The 23,344-nt window shown below is 36.2% G+C and carries 22 protein-coding genes; 9 read left to right on the forward strand and 13 right to left on the reverse strand.

Annotated features, from left to right (window positions below):
- On the forward strand, positions 1-342 hold a 342-nt coding region (locus K8V80_RS07625), incomplete at its 5' end, for a protein-L-isoaspartate O-methyltransferase family protein (protein WP_423773071.1).
- A gap of 127 nt (positions 343-469) precedes the next feature.
- Here the strand turns inward: K8V80_RS07625 and K8V80_RS07630 are convergent.
- Entirely contained in the window at positions 470-880 is a 411-nt protein-coding gene (locus K8V80_RS07630) for a hypothetical protein (protein ID WP_157450715.1), read from the reverse strand.
- Between the two features lie 226 nt (positions 881-1,106).
- Here K8V80_RS07630 and map point away from each other — a divergent pair, with 226 nt between their 5' ends.
- Positions 1,107-1,964, forward strand: coding sequence for a type I methionyl aminopeptidase (gene map / locus K8V80_RS07635; RefSeq protein ID WP_006744830.1), 858 nt, complete (start codon positions 1,107-1,109; stop codon positions 1,962-1,964).
- Between the two features lie 3 nt (positions 1,965-1,967).
- Positions 1,968-3,185: a DNA recombination protein RmuC gene (locus K8V80_RS07640; protein WP_006744829.1), complete on the forward strand. Its 1,218-nt coding sequence runs from the start codon at positions 1,968-1,970 to the stop codon at positions 3,183-3,185.
- Positions 3,186-3,265: 80 nt separating this feature from the next.
- On the opposite strand, the gene K8V80_RS07645 is transcribed toward K8V80_RS07640, so the two are convergent.
- Entirely contained in the window at positions 3,266-3,637 is a 372-nt protein-coding gene (locus K8V80_RS07645; RefSeq protein WP_006744828.1) for a hypothetical protein, read from the reverse strand.
- Between the two features lie 343 nt (positions 3,638-3,980).
- Between K8V80_RS07645 and K8V80_RS07650 the strand changes: the two genes are divergently transcribed.
- Complete coding sequence (locus K8V80_RS07650) at positions 3,981-4,616, forward strand: hypothetical protein (protein WP_006744827.1); 636 nt, start codon at positions 3,981-3,983, stop codon at positions 4,614-4,616.
- 1 nt (position 4,617) lies between these two features.
- Positions 4,618-5,373, forward strand: a complete 756-nt coding sequence (locus K8V80_RS07655; protein WP_276776693.1) for a DUF3307 domain-containing protein — start codon at positions 4,618-4,620, stop codon at positions 5,371-5,373.
- Positions 5,374-5,528: 155 nt separating this feature from the next.
- Here the strand turns inward: K8V80_RS07655 and nhaA are convergent, their stop codons facing one another.
- From nhaA to K8V80_RS07680, 5 genes are all read right to left on the reverse strand, one after another.
- A complete protein-coding gene (gene nhaA / locus K8V80_RS07660) occupies positions 5,529-6,887 on the reverse strand; it encodes a Na+/H+ antiporter NhaA (protein WP_276776697.1) in 1,359 nt (452 codons plus the stop codon).
- Positions 6,888-6,929: 42 nt separating this feature from the next.
- Positions 6,930-8,711 carry a translation elongation factor 4 gene (gene lepA, locus K8V80_RS07665; RefSeq protein WP_006744824.1) on the reverse strand — a complete coding sequence of 594 codons (1,782 nt, stop codon included), beginning with the start codon at positions 8,709-8,711 and terminating at the stop codon, positions 6,930-6,932.
- A gap of 114 nt (positions 8,712-8,825) precedes the next feature.
- Positions 8,826-9,308, reverse strand: a complete 483-nt coding sequence (locus tag K8V80_RS07670; RefSeq protein WP_006744823.1) for a C-GCAxxG-C-C family protein — start codon at positions 9,306-9,308, stop codon at positions 8,826-8,828.
- Between the two features lie 11 nt (positions 9,309-9,319).
- On the reverse strand, positions 9,320-10,081 hold the full coding sequence (locus tag K8V80_RS07675) for an exodeoxyribonuclease III (RefSeq protein ID WP_276776702.1): 762 nt from the start codon (positions 10,079-10,081) through the stop codon (positions 9,320-9,322).
- A 128-nt stretch (positions 10,082-10,209) separates the two neighbouring features.
- Complete coding sequence (locus tag K8V80_RS07680) at positions 10,210-10,455, reverse strand: TIGR03905 family TSCPD domain-containing protein (protein WP_006744821.1); 246 nt, start codon at positions 10,453-10,455, stop codon at positions 10,210-10,212.
- 655 nt (positions 10,456-11,110) lie between these two features.
- On the opposite strand from K8V80_RS07680, the gene K8V80_RS07685 reads away from it, so the two are divergent.
- The gene (locus K8V80_RS07685; RefSeq protein WP_276776706.1) at positions 11,111-11,536 is read left to right on the forward strand and encodes a hypothetical protein; all 426 of its coding nucleotides are present in this window, start codon (positions 11,111-11,113) and stop codon (positions 11,534-11,536) included.
- A gap of 30 nt (positions 11,537-11,566) precedes the next feature.
- A complete protein-coding gene (locus tag K8V80_RS07690; RefSeq protein WP_276776709.1) occupies positions 11,567-11,929 on the forward strand; it encodes a hypothetical protein in 363 nt (120 codons plus the stop codon).
- A 254-nt stretch (positions 11,930-12,183) separates the two neighbouring features.
- On the opposite strand, the gene K8V80_RS07695 is transcribed toward K8V80_RS07690, so the two are convergent.
- On the reverse strand, positions 12,184-12,624 hold the full coding sequence (locus K8V80_RS07695; protein ID WP_276776712.1) for a GyrI-like domain-containing protein: 441 nt from the start codon (positions 12,622-12,624) through the stop codon (positions 12,184-12,186).
- Positions 12,625-12,968: 344 nt separating this feature from the next.
- On the opposite strand from K8V80_RS07695, the gene K8V80_RS07700 reads away from it, so the two are divergent.
- Both K8V80_RS07700 and K8V80_RS07705 read left to right on the forward strand, forming a co-directional pair.
- Positions 12,969-13,811, forward strand: coding sequence for a hypothetical protein (locus tag K8V80_RS07700; protein WP_276776717.1), 843 nt, complete (start codon positions 12,969-12,971; stop codon positions 13,809-13,811).
- Between the two features lie 39 nt (positions 13,812-13,850).
- Positions 13,851-14,309, forward strand: coding sequence for a hypothetical protein (locus K8V80_RS07705; RefSeq protein ID WP_006744816.1), 459 nt, complete (start codon positions 13,851-13,853; stop codon positions 14,307-14,309).
- Between the two features lie 95 nt (positions 14,310-14,404).
- On the opposite strand, the gene K8V80_RS07710 is transcribed toward K8V80_RS07705, so the two are convergent.
- The 5 genes from K8V80_RS07710 to K8V80_RS07730 form a co-directional block, all read right to left on the reverse strand.
- Positions 14,405-15,082: an MIP family channel protein gene (locus K8V80_RS07710; RefSeq protein WP_006744815.1), complete on the reverse strand. Its 678-nt coding sequence runs from the start codon at positions 15,080-15,082 to the stop codon at positions 14,405-14,407.
- Between the two features lie 206 nt (positions 15,083-15,288).
- Entirely contained in the window at positions 15,289-16,848 is a 1,560-nt protein-coding gene (locus tag K8V80_RS07715; protein WP_276776721.1) for a hypothetical protein, read from the reverse strand.
- A gap of 32 nt (positions 16,849-16,880) precedes the next feature.
- A complete protein-coding gene (locus K8V80_RS07720; RefSeq protein ID WP_276776725.1) occupies positions 16,881-19,670 on the reverse strand; it encodes a TonB-dependent receptor in 2,790 nt (929 codons plus the stop codon).
- A 205-nt stretch (positions 19,671-19,875) separates the two neighbouring features.
- Positions 19,876-20,106 (reverse strand): hypothetical protein, encoded by a 231-nt coding sequence (locus K8V80_RS07725; RefSeq protein ID WP_006744812.1) that lies wholly within the window; start codon positions 20,104-20,106, stop codon positions 19,876-19,878.
- Positions 20,107-20,208: 102 nt separating this feature from the next.
- On the reverse strand, positions 20,209-22,305 hold the full coding sequence (locus K8V80_RS07730; RefSeq protein ID WP_276776729.1) for an LTA synthase family protein: 2,097 nt from the start codon (positions 22,303-22,305) through the stop codon (positions 20,209-20,211).
- Positions 22,306-23,344: the final 1,039 nt, after the last annotated feature.

Here is a 23,344-nt window from a genome sequence, read left to right on the forward strand (position 1 = left end):
GTTTTTAGTATTGAGCGGTATGAGCACTTGCACAGCAGGGCAAAATGTGTACTTCAAGAACTTAATTATACTCCTCAACTCTTCTTTGGAGATGGATATCTGGGACTACCTCAGTATGCACCTTTTGATAAGATTCTGATTACTGCAGCTACTGATACCATTCCCGAAGTACTTAAAAAACAATTAGCAATGGGCGGAAAAATGGTTTTGCCGCTAGGAAGTGTGTATGGGCAAGTGATGACGGTACTAAGAAAAGTAAGTAAAGAGGAGTTTCAATGTACAGATCATGGGGGATTTGTATTTGTACCGATGCTTAAAGGCGTAGAAAAAGAAGCAAACTAAGTATTCTTTGTGGATAGGTTACGGCATAAAAAATGAAGAAGCTCTCGCGAGCTCCTTCATTTTCTTCCCAATAACGTAGCTATAAACCATCTATTCTACGTCTTATCTTAAATATCTTTATTTCCGATTAATAAAACACATGCTGCATTTTTACGGATATCCCATCTACTTTATTATCAAAGCCATATCTATCAAAATAGAATACTGCACGCATTATATCCCCGCTTAAACTTAACTCATCAAAATATTCATTTCGGCTGACATCCATATATCTTAACTCCAAATAATTAGCGTAATAGTCATTAGATAAACGCCAACGAAATCTATTTTCTCTAATTGGTAGTCCATCGAAAGTTTCAACATATTCTATACCAAGTCCATCACCATAAAAATTAAAAATACTAATCAATGCATCAGGACCATCATTTTCTCCAAGATCAACCTCCCAAGAGCCACTAGTGAGATTATCGAATAAATAATACCCATCATTATCATCACAAGATGAAATGGCTATGCTACCTATTATCATAAATAGCATTAAGAGAGCTTTGTGTTTTAATTTTTTCATGCGTCTAATTTTTGTTTCTATCTTAACTAATAAACCTTTTCAGCTATTGAAAAGTTTTGACGAATCTTATTTTTCATAGACGGAAATAGGAAAAAGTGCCAAATTAATAAAAATTAATAGGTTCAGCATCCTTTTCTCTAAAAAATATCTTCAAACGATAGAATTTAGTACCTTTGTGCAACTAAATTCAACAATTATGAGTAAACAAAATAAGGGTAGTCGATTTACCCCCTTTAATTATCCCATCGAGGTAGAACAACGTATTCAAGAGTTACGCAAAGACAAACATGTCCTCTTACCTCCAAGAAAGATTCTACGTACTAAAGAACAAATAGCGGGTATCCGTGCAAGTGCCGAAATAAACACAGCCCTACTCGACTTTATCACACCTCACGTAAAAGCAGGTGTATCAACTAGATACTTAGATAACTTAATCTATCAGTTTACCACCGATAATGGTGCTATTCCTGCTCCACTAGGCTATGGAGAGTTCCCAAAGAGTGCCTGTATCAGCATTAATGATGTGGTATGTCATGGTATCCCCAATGAATATGATATACTTGAAGAAGGCGATATTGTTAATATTGATGTTTCTACTATTTACAAAGGTTACTTCTCTGATGCATCACGTATGTTTACGATAGGTAAAGTAGATCCAGAAGTAAAAAGACTAGTTGATGTTTGTAAAGAATGTCTTGACCTAGGTATCAAAGCTGCTCAACCTTGGGCTACATTAGGAGATGTGGGTGCTGCCATCCAAGAACATGCAGAAAAGAACGGTTTCAGCGTAGTACGCGACTTCTGTGGACATGGTGTGGGTGTGCAATTTCATGAAGATCCCGAAGTGCTTCACTATGGTGTAAAAGGTACAGGTATGACACTAGTTCCAGGAATGACACTCACCATTGAGCCCATGTTGAATATGGGTAGCTACGAAGTATTTATAGACTCAGAAGACAACTGGACTGCTTGTACAGATGATGGTAAGCCTTCTGCTCAGTGGGAACATATGTTACTGATTACAGAAACAGGCAACGAAATCTTAACTTACTAGCAGATGGAAATAGTACTATTAGCTCTCTGCCTCCTTTTATTGCTGGCTCTGCTCTACTTGGTACTTACCAAAGGCAAAAGTAATAAGAATGAGAAAATCATTCAAGATCTTCTACGCCAAGAAATGCAGTACAACCGTGAAGAACTGAGTAAAAGTTTGCAGATGGTACGCCAAGAGTTGAGTCAATCTATCAATCAGGGTATGACTCAGGTACAATCTACCATCAACAAGAATCAACAACTCTCTTCACAGTTGAACTTGGAAAGATTTGAAATGATGGTTCGTCAGCAAGAAAAAATGATGGAATCTACCGAAAAACGCTTAGATGATATGCGACTTATGGTAGAAGAAAAACTTCAGAAAACGCTAAACGAACGTATCACTCAGTCTTTCGAGTTGGTGCGTAAAAACTTGGAACAAGTTCAAAGAGGCTTGGGAGAAATGCGTTCTTTGGCAGAAGACGTAGGTGGATTAAAGAAAGTGCTTTCTAATGTAAAAACAAGAGGAACTTTCGGAGAAGTACAATTAGGGGCTTTGCTAGAGCAAATTATGAGTCCAGAGCAGTATGATGCCAACGTAAAAACCAAACGTGGAGGAACAGAGTTTGTAGAATATGCTATCAAGTTACCAGGCAAAGATGACCGTGATGAGGTGGTTTACCTCCCTATTGATGCCAAATTTCCCAAAGATATCTATGAACAGTATTATGATGCGTATCAAGCGGGAGATACCTTAGCTGTAGAAACTTCGGGTAAACAACTCGAACGTACTCTTAAAAATATGGCGAAGGATATACACGATAAGTACATCGATCCGCCACATACTACTGATTTTGCTATTTTGTTCCTGCCCTTTGAAAACATTTATGCCGAAGTCATTCGCCGCACTGCTCTTGTAGAAGAGCTTCAGCGCAAGTATAAAGTAATGGTAACAGGACCAACCACTCTAGGAGCTATTCTAAATAGCTTGCAAATGGGATTCCGTACCTTGGCTATACAAAAGCGTACAAGCGAGGTATGGACTGTACTAGGAGCTGTTAAAACAGAATTTAGTAAGTTCGGTGGAATGCTACAAAAGGTTCAGAAAAATTTAGAAACAGCGGGCAATCAGCTCGAAGAGGTAATGGGTGTAAGAACACGTGCCATCGAAAGAAGACTTCGCCAAGTAGAGGAACTTCCTCAAGAAGAAAGTCAGCATATATTGCCGCTGGATGAAGATTGAAATATTCGACTGAGGACCTCAGTCACTAGTGTCATAAAAAAACGAGTCCCGGATTCATCAATTCGGGGCTTTTTTTGTTTTTATGCTTTAAGGTAAGTACAACTAACTAGGTAGGTAGGTTCAACCACTACTTCATTAATCAGACCTTTTTTGTCAAACTTAATTCGTATTTTACTGTGGTTGTCTTTATCGCCAAAGCTAAATAAAGGTTCGACAGATTCATAAATTACCTCACGAGGCTTTTTTTCTGTCAATTCAAACTCTTGCACTGTGCTAGATAAAATTCTGTTCTTTACTTCTTCAAAAGAAAACTCATCATCTATAGCAGAAAGTTCTACTGTTAGCTTATCGTCAGCTTGTTTTTTAAAATTAAATTCTCTTGCGTGATTTTTGTTGTAACCGCCCATATTTAATTTATGAGCATTTGATTTGAAATTAAATACTTTTTCCATATAATATTTTTAAGTTATATAATTAGTCGGATCTCGACTTCCAATAATATACAAAAAATATAGCTTATATCAAAATGCCGTTCATACATTAATCTTATACCACTCATATACAAGTGTTTAATTAATACTAATTTAAGTATTACTCCATACAAATAACACCTCTTAAACTTTAAGACGTATCAATGTAAAGCAAGAAAGCTCTATCTTTTTAGTGATATCTATCAACCAAATACGGTTGTTTTTCAAATATCAACCGATAATGGTTGTTTTTAGACAATCAACCGAAAAAGGTTGTTTTTTACACGAATTAAACCTATCTTTCGTTCTCATAAAGATAGGAAATATGAAAGCAGTCATTACTGGAGACATTATAAACTCCACTCTAATTAACAATAGACAAGAATTTTTATCCGCTTTGGATGCTATTTTAAAAGAACTAAATCAACAAATCAATTTTCATTATGAAATATACCGTGGAGATAGTATACAGATTTTAATAGACACTCCAATATATGCCATGCATATAGCTCTTCTATTGCGCTATGGACTAAGAAAGAGTACCCCAAGTGGTGAATCTATTATCTGGGACTGTAGATTGGCTATAGGTATAGGCGAAGTGAACTTCCTCACAGAAGACATCAAGCAATCGGATGGCGAAGCCTTTCAGCTTTCTGGCAGAGCACTAGATCAATTAAAAGATAGTACCCTGGATATTCATACCCCTTGGACTTCTTTTGATGAGATCTTTCGAGTAATGACGAGTTTCGTTGATGACATCATCAACAATACATCAATTACTCAAGCCGAATCAATGTATTACTATTTTATAAGTCGTGAGAGCCAAACTCAAGCAGAGCTAGCTAAGAAACTCAATAAAACAGCACAGTCAATTAGTAAATCTCTCATTGGAGGGAAATATAGACTAATCAGCAGCTTTCTTAATCTGTACAAAAAACAACTCCACCAATACCTAAACTAAAATGCCCATATCGAATACCCTATCTATACTAATAGCTATGATTATAGCTCATGTATTAGCAGATTTCTCACTTCAGAGCAACTGCATAGCCAAGAGGAAGAGCAAGAACAATCTGCCTGCTCACTTCATCCATGCTGCTATACAGGCACTCCTTATTTACTTGGTAACCATGCAATGGTCTGCTTGGTACATTACACTTCCCTATATATTTATTACCCATTTTATTATAGACTATTTCAAGAATAGATACGTAACGAACCATAAGATATGGTGGTTTATGCTAGATCAAGCAACTCATCTTTTACTGATTGGTTTATTGTGGTATATCCTTTTCAAACCTACTGAACTTGTTGGCTGTTTCAAAGCTTATGCTCTACAAAACAGCACTTCAATTTTAGGTATTTTATTAGCTTACTTACTCCTATTTGTTCCTTGTTCAATTCTTATTGGAATGATAACAAGTCAATGGACACCTCAGCCTAATGAAGACAAGGATAGTATAACCACAGAAAGCCTTTATCGTGGAGGAAGGTGGATTGGGTATTTAGAAAGATTTCTTATAGTAACTGCAATTTTGATGAGTGTACCCGAAATGATAGGATGGCTGCTAGCTGCCAAATCCATCTTTCGGTTTGGGGAACTAAATCGATCTAAAGACATACAAAAGACAGAATATGTACTGATCGGTACGCTCTGTAGCTTTTCAATATCAATAGCTATTGGGTATTTTACTAAATTCATATTAATGCACTCATAGGATTAGAAGCTCCTCAAATTCAGACAACATATACCTGAAGTTTAAATCGAAGATAACGAAGAATAAAGACACTTCACCCACTAGATAAAAGAAGAAGCTCATCTATCTAATATACGATAAATGAGCTTCTTCTTATTTGATTTTAATTCTTTCTATTATTTAGCAGCTTCCTTTCCTTCTACAACATCTTCTTTAGGGAGCACTATATTTAGTACGATATAACCCAATAAACCTGTAGTTATTGTACCCAAGAGAACTCCTAGTTTTGCCTGGTTCAATAAATCGGCATGACCATTAGCAAAAGATAGATTGGCTATAAAGAGTGACACGGTAAATCCGATACCACCTAGTAGAGCTATACCCGAAAGATTCTTCCAAGTCATCCCTGTAGGCATATTTACTAGACGAAGTTTGATAGCCAAGAAGGTAAAGGAATAAACCCCGATAAACTTCCCTACTGTAAGTCCTAAGAATACAGCTAATGTTACTGTACCAAAAGTTTCTGTACCACCACTTAATACTACACCTGCATTAGCAAAGGCAAACAAAGGCATAATGAAGTAATTAACCCATCCGTGCATACTATTTTCCAAGGATTGCAAAGGAGATATTACACGATTTGAGGCAGCTTCGATACTCTTTAGTTCGTTAATCTGAGCTGGGTCCAACACAATCTTCTCTCCTTCTTTCTTATCGAAATTGGGAAATTTAGAGATACTTTCACGAATACGATTCACATAATGTGTTACGTGCAAACGAGGTTTAGCAGGAATCATAAAGGCTATGATTACGCCTGCAATAGTACAGTGAATACCCGATTGCAAGAAGAAATACCACATCATAATACCAAAACCTATGTAGAAGATGCGGTGCATAACGCCCAATCTATTACCCAAGTAAAGAATAGCCAATACTACAGCCGAAGCCAATAGATAACTTGTAGCTAAATCACTAGTATAGAAGAAGGCAATAACCAAAATACCACCTATATCATCCACAACAGCAAAAGCGGTAAGGAACACTTTCAAGCTCAAAGGAACTCGTTTGCCAAACAAACTTAAGACTCCTAAAGAGAAAGCAATATCGGTAGCCATAGGAATAGCCAAACCGCTAGACTCTGGACTAGTATGTGCAACACTAAAATAGAGTAATACCGGAAAAATCATTCCTCCGAATGCTGCAATCACAGGCAACATTGCTTTTCGCAAAGAGGATAATTCTCCTACCATAACTTCTCTCTTAATCTCCAACCCAACCGAGAAGAAGAATAAGGCCATCAGCGCATCGTTGATAAACTGCATTAGCGTTAATGGATGTCCATTGTGGCTAAACAAGTTAAAATCACCAATTTGTAAACTTACTGGATAATCCCAGAAATCCTGATAGACATCTCCCAATGGGGAATTGGCGATGATCATTGCCAGGACTGCTACAGTCATTAATACCATGCCACCGTTAATTCGGTGCTTCAATGTACTCAATAAGGAGTAGTTCTTAGATTTTGTTTTTTGCATTTTTCAGAATGTGTTAGTGTTTGCTGTTAACTCAACTCATGTCTAATCTAATTTAAGTACAGCTAAAAAGGCTTTCTGAGGAACCTCCACATTACCAATCTGCTTCATACGCTTCTTACCCTTCTTCTGTTTTTCTAGAAGTTTACGTTTACGGCTGATATCACCCCCATAACATTTTGCTGTTACATCTTTACGCACAGCCTTAATAGTTTCACGAGCGATAATCTTAGCACCGATAGCCGCTTGGATAGCGATGTCAAATTGTTGTCTAGGAATCAGCTCCTTCAGCTTTTCGCACATTCTGCGTCCCATGTCGTAAGCATTGTCCACGTGCGTTAGGGTAGATAACGCATCCACAGACTCCCCATTCAATAGTATATCTAGTTTAACTAGCTTTGAAGGGCGATAGCTATCTTGATGGTAATCAAAAGAAGCATAACCTTTTGAAATACTTTTCAATTTATCGTAGAAGTCGATTACAATCTCGCCAAGAGGCATTTTAAATTGAATTTCAACACGATTTCCTGAGATGTAGTTCTGTTTCTCTAATTCACCACGTTTCCCCAAGCATAGAGTCATAATAGGTCCTATGAATGAAGTATCAGTAATGATACTAGCCGAAATAAAAGGTTCTTCGATTCGTTCTATAAGTGTTGGTTCGGGCATTCCGCCTGGGTTGTGTACCTCAGTCATACCTCCTTGCTTGTCATAGATGCGATAAGAAACGTTGGGGACGGTTGTAATCACATCCATATCAAACTCACGATCTAATCTTTCTTGGATAATCTCCATGTGTAGAAGTCCTAAGAATCCGCAACGGAAACCAAAACCAAGAGCTAGAGAAGACTCGGGCTGAAAGGTTAATGAGGCATCATTTAGCTGTAATTTTTCAAGTGATGAACGAAGGTCTTCGAAATCACTTGCATCAATAGGGTAAACACCAGCAAACACCATAGGTTTAACCTCTTCAAAGCCCGATATAGCTTTAGAACAAGGTCTATCTATATGCGTAATGGTATCCCCCACCTTTACCTCTTTCGAGGTTTTAATACCAGATATAATATATCCCACGTCGCCCGTGCGAAGTTCTTTTCTTGGAGATAAATCCATCTTTAATACCCCGATTTCATCGGCTTCGTATTCTTTTCCTGTATTAAAGAATTTCACTTCGTCACCAGAACGTAAGACACCATTAACAATTTTAAAATAAGCGATAACTCCACGGAAAGTGTTATACACAGAGTCGAAGATTAATGCTTGCAATGGAGCTTCCTCATCTCCTACTGGATGTGGTACTCTTTCGATTACTGCTGAAAGTATCTCTTCCACTCCCAAACCTGTCTTTCCCGAAGCACGAATAATCTCGCTTCTCTCGCAGCCTAACAAATCAATAATTTCATCTTCAACTTCTTCGGGCATGGCACTGTCCATATCGCATTTATTTACGATAGGAATGATTTCTAAATCATGATCAATTGCCATGTATAAGTTGGATATGGTCTGAGCCTGCACTCCTTGTGTAGCATCCACGATTAGCAATGCTCCTTCACAAGCAGCTATGGAGCGAGAAACCTCGTAAGAGAAATCCACGTGCCCTGGAGTATCAATTAAGTTCAGAACATACTTTTCACCTTTATACTCATGTTCCATCTGGATGGCATGACTTTTAATAGTAATGCCTCGCTCTTTTTCAAGATCCATATTATCAAGCATTTGTCCACCTGTTACTTGTACAGTTTTTGTAAATTCAAGTAAACGGTCGGCTAAAGTTGATTTACCGTGGTCAATATGAGCTATAATGCAAAAGTTTCGTATATTCTTCATGTAAAATTTCTATTATTTATCTTTTAGCAAAGATACGACAAAGTGGAGGATTTTAAAAATAGACAAAGCACATTCTATAGCACTTTGATGCATTTTTGTCGTATTGTAGTTGCACTATTTCTCCTCCGTTTCAGTCAAATAGTCCACCCATAACTGAGCAGCAGATTCAACCATTTTAGCACAAGGTCTTTTGGCATAATAAGCATCGGTTCTTTCGGATGCTTCTGGGTTTAATTTGGCTTGTTTTCTTAAGCCCAACAACTCGCCACAGTTTATAGAGCCATTAATCTTTTTAAATTTTTCGGCTAATTCTTGTACCAAGGCATAATTGGCAGATTTTCCTGCCCTATCTTTGGCATCGGTAGAGCCTGTTTGTAGTCCAGCCAACATAAATAAGCCGCAGGCAGCACCACAAGTTTCGCGCATACGCCCTATACCTCCTCCAAAAGAGGAAGCCATTCGTAAAGCTTGTTCATCTGTGAAGCCATACATATCGGCAAATGCTGTTACTACAGCTTGGGAACAGTTGTATCCACTTTTAAATAATTCTTCTGCTTTTTGTACTCGTAGCTGGAGTGTTTCTTTTGTATTGTTCATTTGTTGTAGTTCTATTTTACCAATATACCTGTAGGACAATGGTCTGAATGCACTGCATCGTTATCAATCCAGGCATCTACCACTCTATCTTTAGCCTCATCACTTACCATACAATAGTCGATTCTCCAACCCTTATTCTTTGAGCGCGCTTTAAAACGATAGCTCCACCAAGTATATTTTTGAGTTTCAGCATTAAATCGTCTAAACGAATCGGAGAATCCTGTATCTAGAAAGCTCGTCATCCACGCTCTTTCTTCGGGTAAGAATCCACTATTCTTAGCATTCCCTTTGGGGTCGTGAATATCTATTTCTTCATGACAGATGTTATAGTCGCCGCAAAGAATGAGGTTAGGACGTGTCTTTCTTAATTCTAATACATAGTTTTGGAAATCACTCAACCATTGCATTTTGAAATCTTGACGGGCATCACCCGATGTTCCCGAAGGATGATAAACACTAACCACCGATAAGTCGCCAAAATCTGCACGAATAAAACGTCCTTCATTATCGTATGCTTCAATACCCATACCATATTCCACATGATCGGGTTCTTCTTTGGTTAAAATAGCCACCCCACTATAACCTTTCTTTTGTGCTGAATATAAATAAGATTTATACCCCAAAGCCTCATAAGGTTCGGCTGGGTACTGATCGGGTTGCAGTTTTGTTTCTTGAATACATACTACATCGGGATTCGTTTCGGCGAGCCATTCGGGCAATCCTTTTGTTGTTGCGGCTCTCAGCCCATTGACATTATACGTTACAATTTTCATAATTCAGAGAATTTCTTAATCTATAGAATAATATAAATGTGGTCGGGTATAATAGAAACTATTACAGCCGACCACATCCGTATTTATCAAGAAGTAAGCCAAGACTTACTTTTTTGTTTTTATTTATTTTAAAAACCCATTTCGTGAATTGCTTTACAAAGCTGGTCGGGGCAAGAAGTTTCTCTTCTTCCACATTTTATACCTTCAAGCCTAGAACATACCTCGGCTACTGGCAAACCCTTTATCAAAGAAGACAATCCTTGTAGGTTTCCATTACAACCACCCGTAAAAGCCACATCCTCCACTTTTCCATCTACGACATCGAGTTCGATTTGAGAACTGCAAGTTCCCTTTGTTTTGTAAATGTGTTTCATCTTTTTAATACCCTAATCTTTTGTGTTTATTTTAAAAGTATAATTCACACTTCTAAAATATTCTTTTTTATTCAGATGCAAAGCTAAGTAAAAAAAGAGAGATTTTCTATAGATAAGAAAGAAAGCGGTGACTAAAAGTTAAGAGCTATATTTTGTCCATCGAAAACAGCCGTACTTAAAGCCAACGCTTCCACTTTTAATCTTTTTTTTGAGCGATAAGAGTTGTTATATTAAGCATTAAACAATCTTTTTGAGTTCCTTGTTCTGAAAACTCTAGATTATTCTCATCTTTTATAGACTAGCAGAGAGAGAAAAAGGGAGATCACATAAATAACTTGTTATGAAATAGATAATGCTAAATAGCTTATAAAATAGACTTTGACTTGCTGAACACTACTACTCTATTCGCTTTTTACTGATCACACCTCTTTGATGAAGAAATATTTTATTTATAACTAAATAAATAATAATCAGAGAGTTTAATTTCATTTTGGCTTTATTTATAAAATTAGCCTCTTTATTTTTTACCCTAAAGTGTATGTTTTCCCAAAAGTTTTTCCGATATTACTAATCTAATCTTACTACGATATCCACTAAATACACAAACTTTTATAATCGGATTCAGTTAGGTTTTATTTTTTATTTAAGTAATACTATGTTTTGGACTATTCTTATTTTTGTAGTAAGTATAGCAATCATCTCTATTTTTACTGCAATACAAAAAAAGGAAGAAACGCTTAGTGCTCAAACACTACAAGATCGCTTCTCTGTGATGATAGATATGCTCAATAGCTTCGCTTTTGATGGTAAGGCAACTATCGGAACTATTTCAGAGCATAGTTTTAATTTGTACAGACCAGATGAACATCAAGTCATCAATTTTAGTTATCATAAAGGTACCCTGACTATTACTTGGAGATACCCTTACCATGAGAAAGAAATCATTCACAGCCTCAACTTACCTAAGGCTCGCTATATTTCTTTCTTTCAACAAGAAAAACTGGTAGATCAATTTATAGATGAAATGATTGGTATTGTACAGGATTATAAGTACAAAATACTTAATAATTTTAATCACTAATATTCTTAAAAACTAATAGATACAAGCACTATGTCACACGTTTTACTCTTTCTGGGAGCCCTATTATTAATTGCAACCTTAGGGATACATACCGCCATAATAAGTGGAAATCGCGTTAAAAGACCACGTTACACTCGTAAACCTTCTTTAATGCTACTTCCTTGGTTGTGTGGTTTAATTCTGCCCATCTTTGCCTGGACACAACTTACCAATATTCCATGGGGTTGGCTGTTATTACTCAATTTTGTCTTGGTGTTTTTTGGGTCGCCTATCCTTGCTTATTTAATCATACTGATAGGCAGAAGAAAAAGAAAGAAGATGAGTAGAAAACTAGTTACTACCCTAGCATTAGGCATCGTATTCCTTGTTGTAGGTAGTATTTTGCACGGATAAACCAATTTCAAAAAAGAACTGATATACAGCCTATCTAACTAAAAAATAGATAGGCTTTCTTTTTGCTAAAAGCAATAAAATAGAAGAAAATAGAAGTAGTTGAAGAAACACTTTGACACCGACATGATGATACGATGTCGGTGTCAAAGTTACTTCATGACACCGACATGACAACCTCTTGACACCGATCAAAAAAATAAGGTAGAAATGTATTATCATTCTACCTTACCCTATATTTTGATAAAAAACGAGATTTATTTTACTCCTATATAAATATCCACTTTGGAGTTATCTCCTTTTTGAGAATCGGGTCCATACACCTCTACATCATACGTGTAACTCCTCTCTAGGTATTTATCTTGTGCCCATATCTCTTGCCAGGTGGTTTCTACAGCTTTGGGCAAAGCACCCTTTGCCACAAACAACTTATGGGGCTGAGCAGGAAATTCCTTCCCTATCATTCCACTCGGAATAGATTCCATCACTTTCACCCTACACCCAATAAAGCAAGTATATTCTCCTTTATAATCGGATTCATAATCCGTATAAATGGCATACACATCCGTGTTTACCTTATGTGGAATTTTGTGTAAAATATCGTCTTCAAAAAAACGAGTCCACAACTTCGTTAAATCGTCTTCCGCTTTATTATTTACATTGCTCGTACGTACGGAGATTCCTATAAATTTAAACATATCTTTCATAAGGCAGATGCATTTAGATATTTGTAACAGTCTAGAAACAATATATGATACTCTGAAGTAAGTAAAGTTATATTATCATAAACTTATAATTAATTTAAATTCCTACTGGAGTTAAAGCTATATTAGAGTTTCTTCTCCATAGAATGGCATTAATTTATAAAAAATTATGGAAACAAGAAGATAAAAGTATTATTAATCAACACTTTCACTTTATTATTTGTTATAAAAATAGACTTTATTGGACATACAACTTTTAGGAAGTGGGTTTAATTATTTGTAAATTAATAGTAATACCATTTCTTATAGAGAATATAAACCTTTAATTATTTACTAAAATGAAATTACTTAATCAATTCAAAACTCTTTTACTGCTTGGCTTCGGAGTCATAGCCTTTAGCAGTTGCTTAGATAGCGATAATGACGACAATTACTGGAATGATAATTTTCTGGATCGCTTAAATGGTCGTTGGAAAGTAGATCTATCTGTTGCGCAACCAGCTGAAGAATCGGAAAATCCTGAATCTGCTGCATGGTACTATGTATTCGATAAAAATCACAACGACTACAAGTTTACTTACGGAAAATCTGCCCATCCCGGTATGCGCGGAGAACTCGTACAACACGTTATATCTAGCTATTCTCCTTTAAATGGAGGTTTATTTGGATGGAGACTTTATTCCTACGATAAAGATTATCAAGCTGCTAATGAAAGCGGATCTTCTGTTTTTAACCACAGAATTCTTCGATTTACAGGAGATCAATTACAACTTAGAGAATTCGATTTTGATAGTCAGGGATATGATTATACCCTCATTCGCGAAGATTTAAAGGCTGATTTGGGATCTATTGAGGGTACATGGGAAGAAGTAAAAGCTGTACCTACCGAAAATGAACCAACTGTTAATACCAGCTACTCATTCCTTGAAAACAATCTAGGAAAGAAAACAATTTCTGAGCAAATGGGAGAAGAGGTAAAACAAGATGTAAAAGACTTTTATTACTATTACAATAACAAGTTGGGCATCTTAGAAATCTACTTTGATAAAAAAGAAATCACACCTATAAAAGATAGAGTGAGTGAAGCATATATCATTGTTGCTCTTCAAGACGGTCTTTTAAAACTACAAGGAAACTTAAGTCAGAAAAGTTTAAAGAAAGTAATTGAAAATAAAGAGTAAGTAGAATCTCACAAATAGAAATAAATAAAAAACTAGTCTATGGAATTTTTAAGCTTAATAGTTGCCTTCTCTGCCCTTGGGTTTGCTGTATTTACCTTTAGCGTACATACGAGAGCTTTAAGTAATCTAAGGAGGAAGGTGGATGAATTGGAACTAGGAATAGGTGATCAAGGTCTTTTTGCAAAGAAAAAAGCCTTCCTAGTGGCTGTAGTTAGCAAAACACACGATGCCAATAAGGTACAACTTAGCATACGAAACGATGGATTGGCAATCGCTAGAAACATCAGCTTTAAATTTATTCACCCTCAAACGAGTCAAGATATCAGTGAAACTTTCAGAATCACTACTATATCTAGTCCTGTAATCAACCCCAAGGAGTATATTGTAATGAATATAACTTTCTCGCCTGATACACCCAACATCTCTCAGCTCGTAATGCTATGGGATGATGATTATCAAGAAGTAAATAGAAGAAAGCAGCTCATTAAACTTCGTTGATGAACGCTTAAAAAAGCCGATTTATAGACTATAAAGAACAAAAGCCAACTTGAGTAATCAGGCTGGCTTTTGTTTTATCTATTTCACGCTATTTATTATTCTTTGGCTGTATCAATAGCTTTCCACACCACAGCAGCAATAATAGCTCCTAAAAATGGTGCTACAATGAATAACCACAATTGGCCCATAGCTGCCCCATTACCTTGTACCATTTCAAAAATAGCAGGTGCTATACTTCTTGCTGGATTTACAGAGGTTCCAGTAATAGGAATACATACAATGTGAATAAGCGTCAAACTTAAACCAATAGCTATTCCTGCAAATTTGTTATCTGCTCCCTTAGATGTAGATCCGAAAACGACTAATAAGAAGATAAAGGTAAATACAGTTTCGGCCACAAACGCTGGTAACACAGAGGTATAACCATTGGCTCCAGTGAGCGTAGTGGTAGATCCTGAATCTTTAGCTAGCACATACAAAATAGCAGAACCGATGATAGCTCCTATTACTTGAAACAGCATATACATCGTTGCATCTTTTGATGAAATCTTTTTAGAAACAAGCATACCCAGTGTTATTGCAGGATTAATATGACATCCTGATATTTTCCCAATGGTGTACACCATAGCTAGTACAGATAGACCAAAGGCTAAAGCCACCCCTAGTGTACCTACAGAGGCAAAAGGCTGTACTGCTCCTGCAAACACAGCAGCTCCACACCCCATTAATACAAGTACCATAGTACCAATCATTTCAGCTAAATACTTTTTCATAATGTTTGTAATATAGGTTTAATTATTTGCTAAATATGGATAAATAATTTCATATTATATCATTGGAACATCTTTTTAACATATTAACTTAGAGAAAGCCTTTGTTTAAGGGCTGTAGAAGATTGCTTCGTACATATATTCCAACAGCCCAACTAAAAAGAAGAGCCTGCATTCATATGCAGGCTCCATTGTAAACAGACTATACACTAATAGTTTGTGTTTTGCGGATCGAAATTAGTCCATTCATCCATCCAATTATCATCTGAACCAGAGAAAGCTCCAATATAGTTAACGGGGGATATGAAGTTACTCTGTATCGAACTAAAATCGGCTCCTTTTAGCAAGACACTTCCTGCTTTGGGTATGTAGTTTTGACCTACATCTATACGCCCACTAGTTAAACCTAGCTGATCTTCTTCAACCATTTTGTTAGAAGAGATAGAGTTGAAGTATGTGGTAGAGAAAGATGGTTTTGTTTCATCATAGGTGATTTTACCATTCTCATAAGTACCAAGCATATCTATGTATTGCTTGTTGGCATCTGTTCCTGTAACGTCCATACTTGCGAAATAAAGGTTTTTCAAGTTTATCTTACCCTCTTTAGCTTGTTGAACTGTATTTCCTTTTTCTCCATCTAATATTAAACCGATAGGGAATCCTACAAACACCGAGTTATGACAAGCCAAACGACTGTTTCTACGAATGTGCATGGCAGCTTGGAATTTACCCATACCAGCACCGTTGTTTGGATTGAGCTGACCGCCATTGATATAGTCGGATGTGTTTTGGAATCCTGCTGCTCTGTTTTTAGCAGTAGCTGGACCAATTACTGTAATGTTACTAAAGATTGTATTGGTAAAAGGAGAGATTTCAGCTCCGTCTGCAGCGTTATCTGATTCAAATGCATTCGATTGAGATACGTCTGCAATACGAGGATCTCTTACCACTAAACCAAACTGAATATGTCCACTGAAACCATTGTCTGTATCGAAATCATCGTCCCAGCCATTATAAGCAATTAAATATTTACCATTAACAGAACCACCAAACCACTCAAATGAATCATCATTAGAATAAGATACTTGGATGTGATCTAGTTTCGTTTCTCTACCAACAGAACCCAAAGTTAGTCCATTGATTTCTTTATCTTTTTCAAAAGGGTAACCTGCAAATTCGATACGGATATAACTCAAGACACCCGAATTATCTGCATCATTATCACCACCGTGTTCGGAGCGGGGACCACCCTCAACCTTCATACTTCCTTGATTGTTCTTCGCTTTACCACAAACAATCACTCCACCCCAGTCGCCTGGCTTACGCTGACCAGCAGCCTCTTCAGAAGTAAAAATAATGGGTTCTTTAACATAACCTTGAGCAAATAGCTTACCTCCTCTTTCTACAATAAGAGCCGCTTTAGTTTGCTTATCCCCTTTTATGATGGTACCTGGCTCAATGGTTAGTTCGGCTCCTTCGCCCACATATACCCAACCTTTTAAGTGATACACACCTTTTTTTAGTGTTTCCTTACCGGTAAACACAAAGTTTTGATCCCCATTACCGAGTTGAGTCCCTTCACTAAAAAGAATACCCTTACTATGAGCAACATTACCTATATATTCTACCTTTGGATCTGTAGGTTTAGTTTCTGGACCAGGTTCTATGGTACTATCATCGTTGCTATCTGAACAAGCGACAAATGCACCAATCATTAAAATAGCTACTAAGGCTGATTTTAAACCGAATAATTGTTTCATTTTTTTCATTTTAAGATCTGTTTTAAGATTACTGTGTCTTATTATTTGAATGCATAACCAATACTAAAGCCAAAGCTTCTACCTGGTTTATAGCTTTTAGTTATTTCATCCATTCTGTTTTTATCTTTATTTTCATCTATCTGTTTAAAGATTACTTTATCAGCAATTATATCTTTAGCATAGACTTTGAATTCCCAAGATTTGAATTGTTTACCAAGTGTTAAGTCTAAACTATTGCGAGGCATCTCATAAGAATTGGGTATATCACTCGTGTTTTCTCCTCCTACTGTTCCTACACTTCTGCCAACGCCCACAATACGTTTGCCGATACGGTTGTAAAGGATAGCTGCATTGAAGCCCCAATCAGGGTTATTGTAAAACAAACCCGTATTAATGAGGTAAGGAGATTGTCCTTGCATAGCTCTGTTTTTCTCTTTGCTTCCTTTTTCAAAATCGACATTACTCTTAATGAGTGCTCCATTGAAGTTCAAACTAAAATTGGGCAGTCCGATAAAGTCTAGGTTTTTACGAAATTCCAACTCAATACCATAGTTTTTAGCAGCATGAGCATTGGCATAAGAGTATGTTAGGTTTGTTCCACCGTTTACAGTATAGGTCCACTCTATAGGATTAGAAAAATGCTTGTAAAAGAGAGAGAGCGACACCAATTCTGCACTACTAGGATAATACTCATAACGTAAGTCTAAGTTGTGTATGTACGCAGGTTTTAGTTCACTATTCCCCTGCACATTGCTAGCCAACTCAAAGTCATAGAATACTGAAGAAGAAAGCTCTCTGAATTCTGGGCGATTTACAGTTCTACCATAAGCTAATCTCAACTGGTGCTTATCGTTAAAATCATAAGATAGATTTGCCGATGGAAAGAAATCACGATATGTATAATACGTACTGATTTCGCTCTTTTCATGGGCTTTTGTATTAGAGATTAACTCCATGCGATTATACTCATATCTTACTCCAGCAAACAACGTAAACTTCTGGATAGGAACATTCCAAGCTAAATAACCCGCCATATGTGTATTATTCCCTTTATAATCATTGATTTTATTCACTTGCTCTTGCAAGTAAAATTTATCATAGGCATAGTTAGAAGGAATCAATAGTTCTTCTAAAATAGGTAGGTATCTAAAGCCTTGAGGTAAGGTATTTTCTCCATAGTTCCAGTTGAAGTAAAATAGACGGGTATCATATTTTCGAGTACGATACTCTCCATACGCCCCTACTTTCATCAATGGATTGAGGTTGCCCCAATGAAACTGATGATCGTAATTGATGTTTAAAGAACCAATATGTTCAACTAGATAAGTAAACTCCCTACTGATATCTGAACCACTTGTCAGCCCTATTTTACCTTGTTCCAACTCATCATTGAGTAAGATTCTTTTTCTATCGGGTAGGTTTCTGTTTGCAAAAGCATAACCCACTGTCCAGTCCAAGCTGTTTTCTTTAAAATCGTGCTTTCCTGTAAACTGTGTATTATAGATAGAGCGAGCTGAGTAATAGTACTCCATACTCTGTTCTTGATTACTCTGAGCATCATAGCCTTCACGAGTGGTATATCTATTTTTACCCAATTGGTTAAAGCTATTTTTGAATTCAAATAAATGAGTAGGATTTAATCGAAAAGCCAAGTTGAGTAAAAAGCCCATCTTTACATCATTGGTAAACTGATTATCGGTACTTTGACGAAGATAGACAGGGTGGTTATTTACTTCATCGTAACTACCAAAGAGCGAGTTCTCCATATTCCGATATGCCTTATAACTATTGCTATAGTTTGCACTGGCAAGTAAGCCAAGTTCTTCTCCATTGTTCCACTGCCAAGCGCGATTATAAGCAAGATTGAATTTCATATCTCCTACAGGAGTTCTCTTTTTAACCTGCCAATCATTATTTAATTTATTGTTTAATAAGTCGATGGCTTCAGGGTAGCCTTCAAAAGTATTCATTGCTGTATGTATGCCATTTTGCAAAGGACGAAGAGAAGAGTCGAACCCAAGAAAATCTGTCTTTCCACTTTTAGAAGAATAAAAGTTCTTATAATGTGCTTCCGAGTTGATACTTGAGCCTAACGAAATGGAAAGACTATTGGATTCTGGAATAGATTTAGTGGTTATCTGTATAAAACCACCCGTAAAATCGGCAGGATATTGTGGAGCTGCCGACTTCACAATCACCATATTATCTAGCTGACTGCTAGGTATTATGTCAAAAGAAAAGGCACGCGAATCAGCCTCCGAGCTGGGCACCGCTCCCTGATTAATCCACACATTATTATAGCGTTGCGATAACCCACGTACCATCACAAATTTATCGTCGATAATACTTATACCAGGAATACGACGAATAACCTCAGATGCATCGCTATCTTGTGTGCGTTTTATTTGCTGTGCTGACACTCCAGACTGAACTACCAAACTGTTCCTCTGGGCTGTAAGCATGCCTATATCTGAACTCCGAGGCTGATGAGCCGTAACAGATACCTCGTCGAGCAGATGTTCATCTTGTTCTAATTTAAATTCTATTAAATCTTTACTTTGTACATTTATTCCATCTAAACGCTCACTACGATAACCCAAATATCTCACTTCAATGCTGACACTCCCCTTTTTGTCGGTATTGAGTTCGAATTGGCCATCCATATTAGTTATTGTAGCTGCCGAGCTAGATAAGATTTGTACTGTAGCTCCTACTAAGGGCTCTTGAGTAACTTTGTCTATTACCACTCCTTTAATTATAGCTGCAAAGCTAAAAGGTAGTACGGTAAATAAATAGAAGAGTAAAACGAATAATCGTTGTTTAGTAATCATAGTCTGTTCAATTGTTTACGACACAAATGTAGATTTACATCATTACAATTCTATTAAGACTATTTTACATTCTAATAATGAGTTTGTTACAATACCTAAAACATATCTCGATTTTGTTAAGAGGACTTAACTCCCCATCACTATACAAAAAACGAGGCTACACTGCTCAGTGTAGCCTCGTTTTATAACAATACATTCTCTTTATCTATGAACGTTTGAGCCAAGTTCTACCCATATCCTTAGAATAATAAAGACCTTTGGTAGTTAATCCTAATAGCTCATCTTCCGCCCAAATCAAATCTAAGAACTCACCATACGTTCCCCCTTTGTATCGGGTAGTCCAAGTGCGCCCTTTATTACTAGAAACTTCAAGTTCGCTTTTATTACGATGGGAGATGCGAAGTAACTCACCACCATGGAATAACAACTGTGACATAGACAAAACATTTAAGGTTTACTGAAGTAAAGATAGGTAGAGATTTAGATAATAAAGCATAATGTGTAGACTTTATTTCTACTTATTTTACTTGTCCCGACCCTATTCTTCCCACTCTTTCAACTCCAACGATTGATAGTAAGATATAGCATCATCTAAGCTTTCTTCGTGCTCTGTCTTTAGAGGTATTTCTTCAAACATAAAGCCATTCTGAATGATTTGAAATTGTCTATTTCTTTTAACAGGAGAAAGAACGGTTAAGATATCTCCCGACCAATAGCCTAAATCTTGATAAGTTGCAATAAAAGCTCTCGGGTTATAGTTGACATTGTGAAAGATATCCATACCATAGAATTGTGATTCGTAATTTAGATTTAACATTCCCAGCACGGTAGGCATAATATCTATCTGTGACACTCGTGTGTTTACCTCTTGAGGTTCTACAAAACCTGGAGCATAAATCAAAGCAGGAATATGATATTTATCGAGGGGTAATTCTACTTTACCTGCACTTGAAGCACAGTGATCTGCCACTACAATGAAAATGGTATTCTCAAACCAACTGTGACTTTTTGCCCGTTCGATAAAGTCGCCAATGGCATAATCAGTGTACTCCACTGCCCCACTCCTAGTCTTTGTTTCGGGAGAAATAGAGACTTTACCACTTGGATAGGTAAATGGCCTATGGTTACTTACTGTCATTAAATGAGAGAAGAAAGGTTTATTTAGCTTCTCATTATCATCAAATACTTCGAGAGCCTTGGTGTACAAATCTTCATCACATACACCCCATACATTTTGATAAGTAATTTTTTTCTTATCGATGTCTTTACTATCAATGATTTCATAACCATTCCCTGAAAAGAAAGTACCCATATTATCAAAATAACTATCTCCTCCATAAATATATTGCACCGTATATCCTTTCTCTTTCAATACTTTCCCTACTGAAAAAAGATTCGAGTTATCAGGTCGTTTGATAATACTTTCTCCTGGGCTAGGTGGTAACGACAGAGTTAAAGCCTCAAGTCCTCTGACTGTTCTATTACCCGTTGCATAGAGATTATTAAACACTAAGCTATGTTGGATTAAGCTATCTAAACGAGGAGTGAGATGATCTGTATTCCCAAAATGAGCTAAGAAGTCGGCACTCAAACTTTCTACGGTTATAAGTACTATATTTTTATGTACTTCGGGTTGCATATACGTTATCGGGTAACTATCTGCACCTTCTTCACAGTTGTACCTACCTTTGATAAAAGACTTCACATCATGGATGCCTAGAGTAAGGTAAAAAGTATCATAATCTAAGGCACTACTCTTGAATGCTTCGTAAAACTTAAAGATACCATTGGCTTGCAATTCATTGAGAAATACATCTTGATTATTCTGAAAGTATTTAGTTGCATTGACTAGCCACATAGATCCTCCCACCAAGACTAAATAAGCTATAGACACTGAAGCTTTTGTCTTGAATGACACTGTTTTTCGAAAGAATACAGAATCTTTACGAACCATGAAGAAGGTAATTACAGCTGCTACCGTAATTAATACCAATAAGAGAGGAATGATAGGGTAAGATTCTAAGATATTTCCAATGACTTCATGCGTATAGACTAAATAATCTACTGCAATAAAGTTATAACGCAATCCAAATTCATCCCAAAAGAAGTATTCACTCACTGCATTAGTCAACATGGCTAAAACATATACAAAAATGAGTACTACATAACTAATGTAACTCCACTTCTGGCGAATAGAGGGAATAAATAATCGTAGCCCAAAACTGATCGATTTATACAGAGCTAAATATTTTAGAATGCGGGCTAGTGACTTGTTGTATTCATGAAAAACGGTATTCGTAAAAGTAAGATATATCCATGAGAGAATAAAGAAACCCAAAATAAAATAACCAAAAGGAAATTTATATTTCCTCTCTCCCACCCCAATTAAAGACAGCCATAAAAACACGTTTAGAATGATAGCCATAGCTACATCATTGATCATGCCCAGTCCAAATATTTCAAGCTGCTCAAGCATAGTAAAGGAGGTTGCCGTCTGGCTATTGAATAAAAAGAGGATACGGACAATCAAGCCGATAACTATAAAAAGCAAGAGAATATTACCCAAGCCTTTCAAAAACATCCCTGCCTTACTGCTCGGCATGAGCTTTTTAAGAGAAAAGGATTCTTTAGCCATAATATTTAAGTTAGGTTTAAATAGCATAAAATGAACAATGGGGTTAACAGTAGCGTGTATTTACTGCAAACCCCATATTCATGAAGCTTTTTTAGGATACCAATCAAATTTCTACATTTCATTGAGCTTCAAATTCATAATTACTAAATGCTTTTCACAAAGCACATTTGTAACATTCTAACGTAACTCAAAGGTAACACCCAATTCTGTATACTTTTTGAAGATAAACTTTTTCATGCAATATGCTGTATCATATAAACTGAATAGCACAAGAATAGTTCTTGCAATCCATAACTAAATAGACTGAGGCAAAAAAACAAAAAACTGACTTACTACAGGGTGAGTATACCGCTCAGCCGAGTTTGTAAGTCAGTTTAAATCTACTTGAAGCAATGACTCCATTTCGGAATCACTAGGTGTAAAGATATGCAAATATTTTGGACTTACACCAATTTTATCTAACAAAAAGATGAATTTATTTAAGTTTCATTTGAAATCTAATACCATATTACATTTCTATCTCTAAAATATACAGTGAATTTAAAATTCATTACATTTCTGCGTTTAAGTAAGAATATTACTACAAACATATCTCCTATAAGCACTTATAGGAATACAACACTTTTAAGAGAAGTGTAAAAACCAAAGCTAATATTTATTTTAAATTACATAATAACAAAAAATAAGTTGCATAAGCAATTGTATAAAACAGAGATAAATCGACATCAGAACAAAAACGATTAAACATACATTTATTGCATAATTAAGCCTGACTTATTTTATATATTTTTCTATTTTAAAAGCCATAAAATTAACCTTTAAAGCTTTTAATTTCATATTTTGACCCATTAAAAACAAGAACAAGCCATATCGCCTTTTAATTATCTTAAATAACGCCCAATATTAAATACATCAAAACAAACGCTCCAAAACATGTTTTACAAAGAACAGCCTTTTTATTTATTATTTTATTCATCAAAAAGTGTTATCTACAGTAAGCAAATTTTAATTTGAATAAGAACCAACTCCACAACCTCTT

The sequence above is a fragment of the Bacteroides coprosuis genome (assembly GCF_020741705.1).
Lineage (GTDB): Bacteria > Bacteroidota > Bacteroidia > Bacteroidales > Bacteroidaceae > Bacteroides_E > Bacteroides_E coprosuis.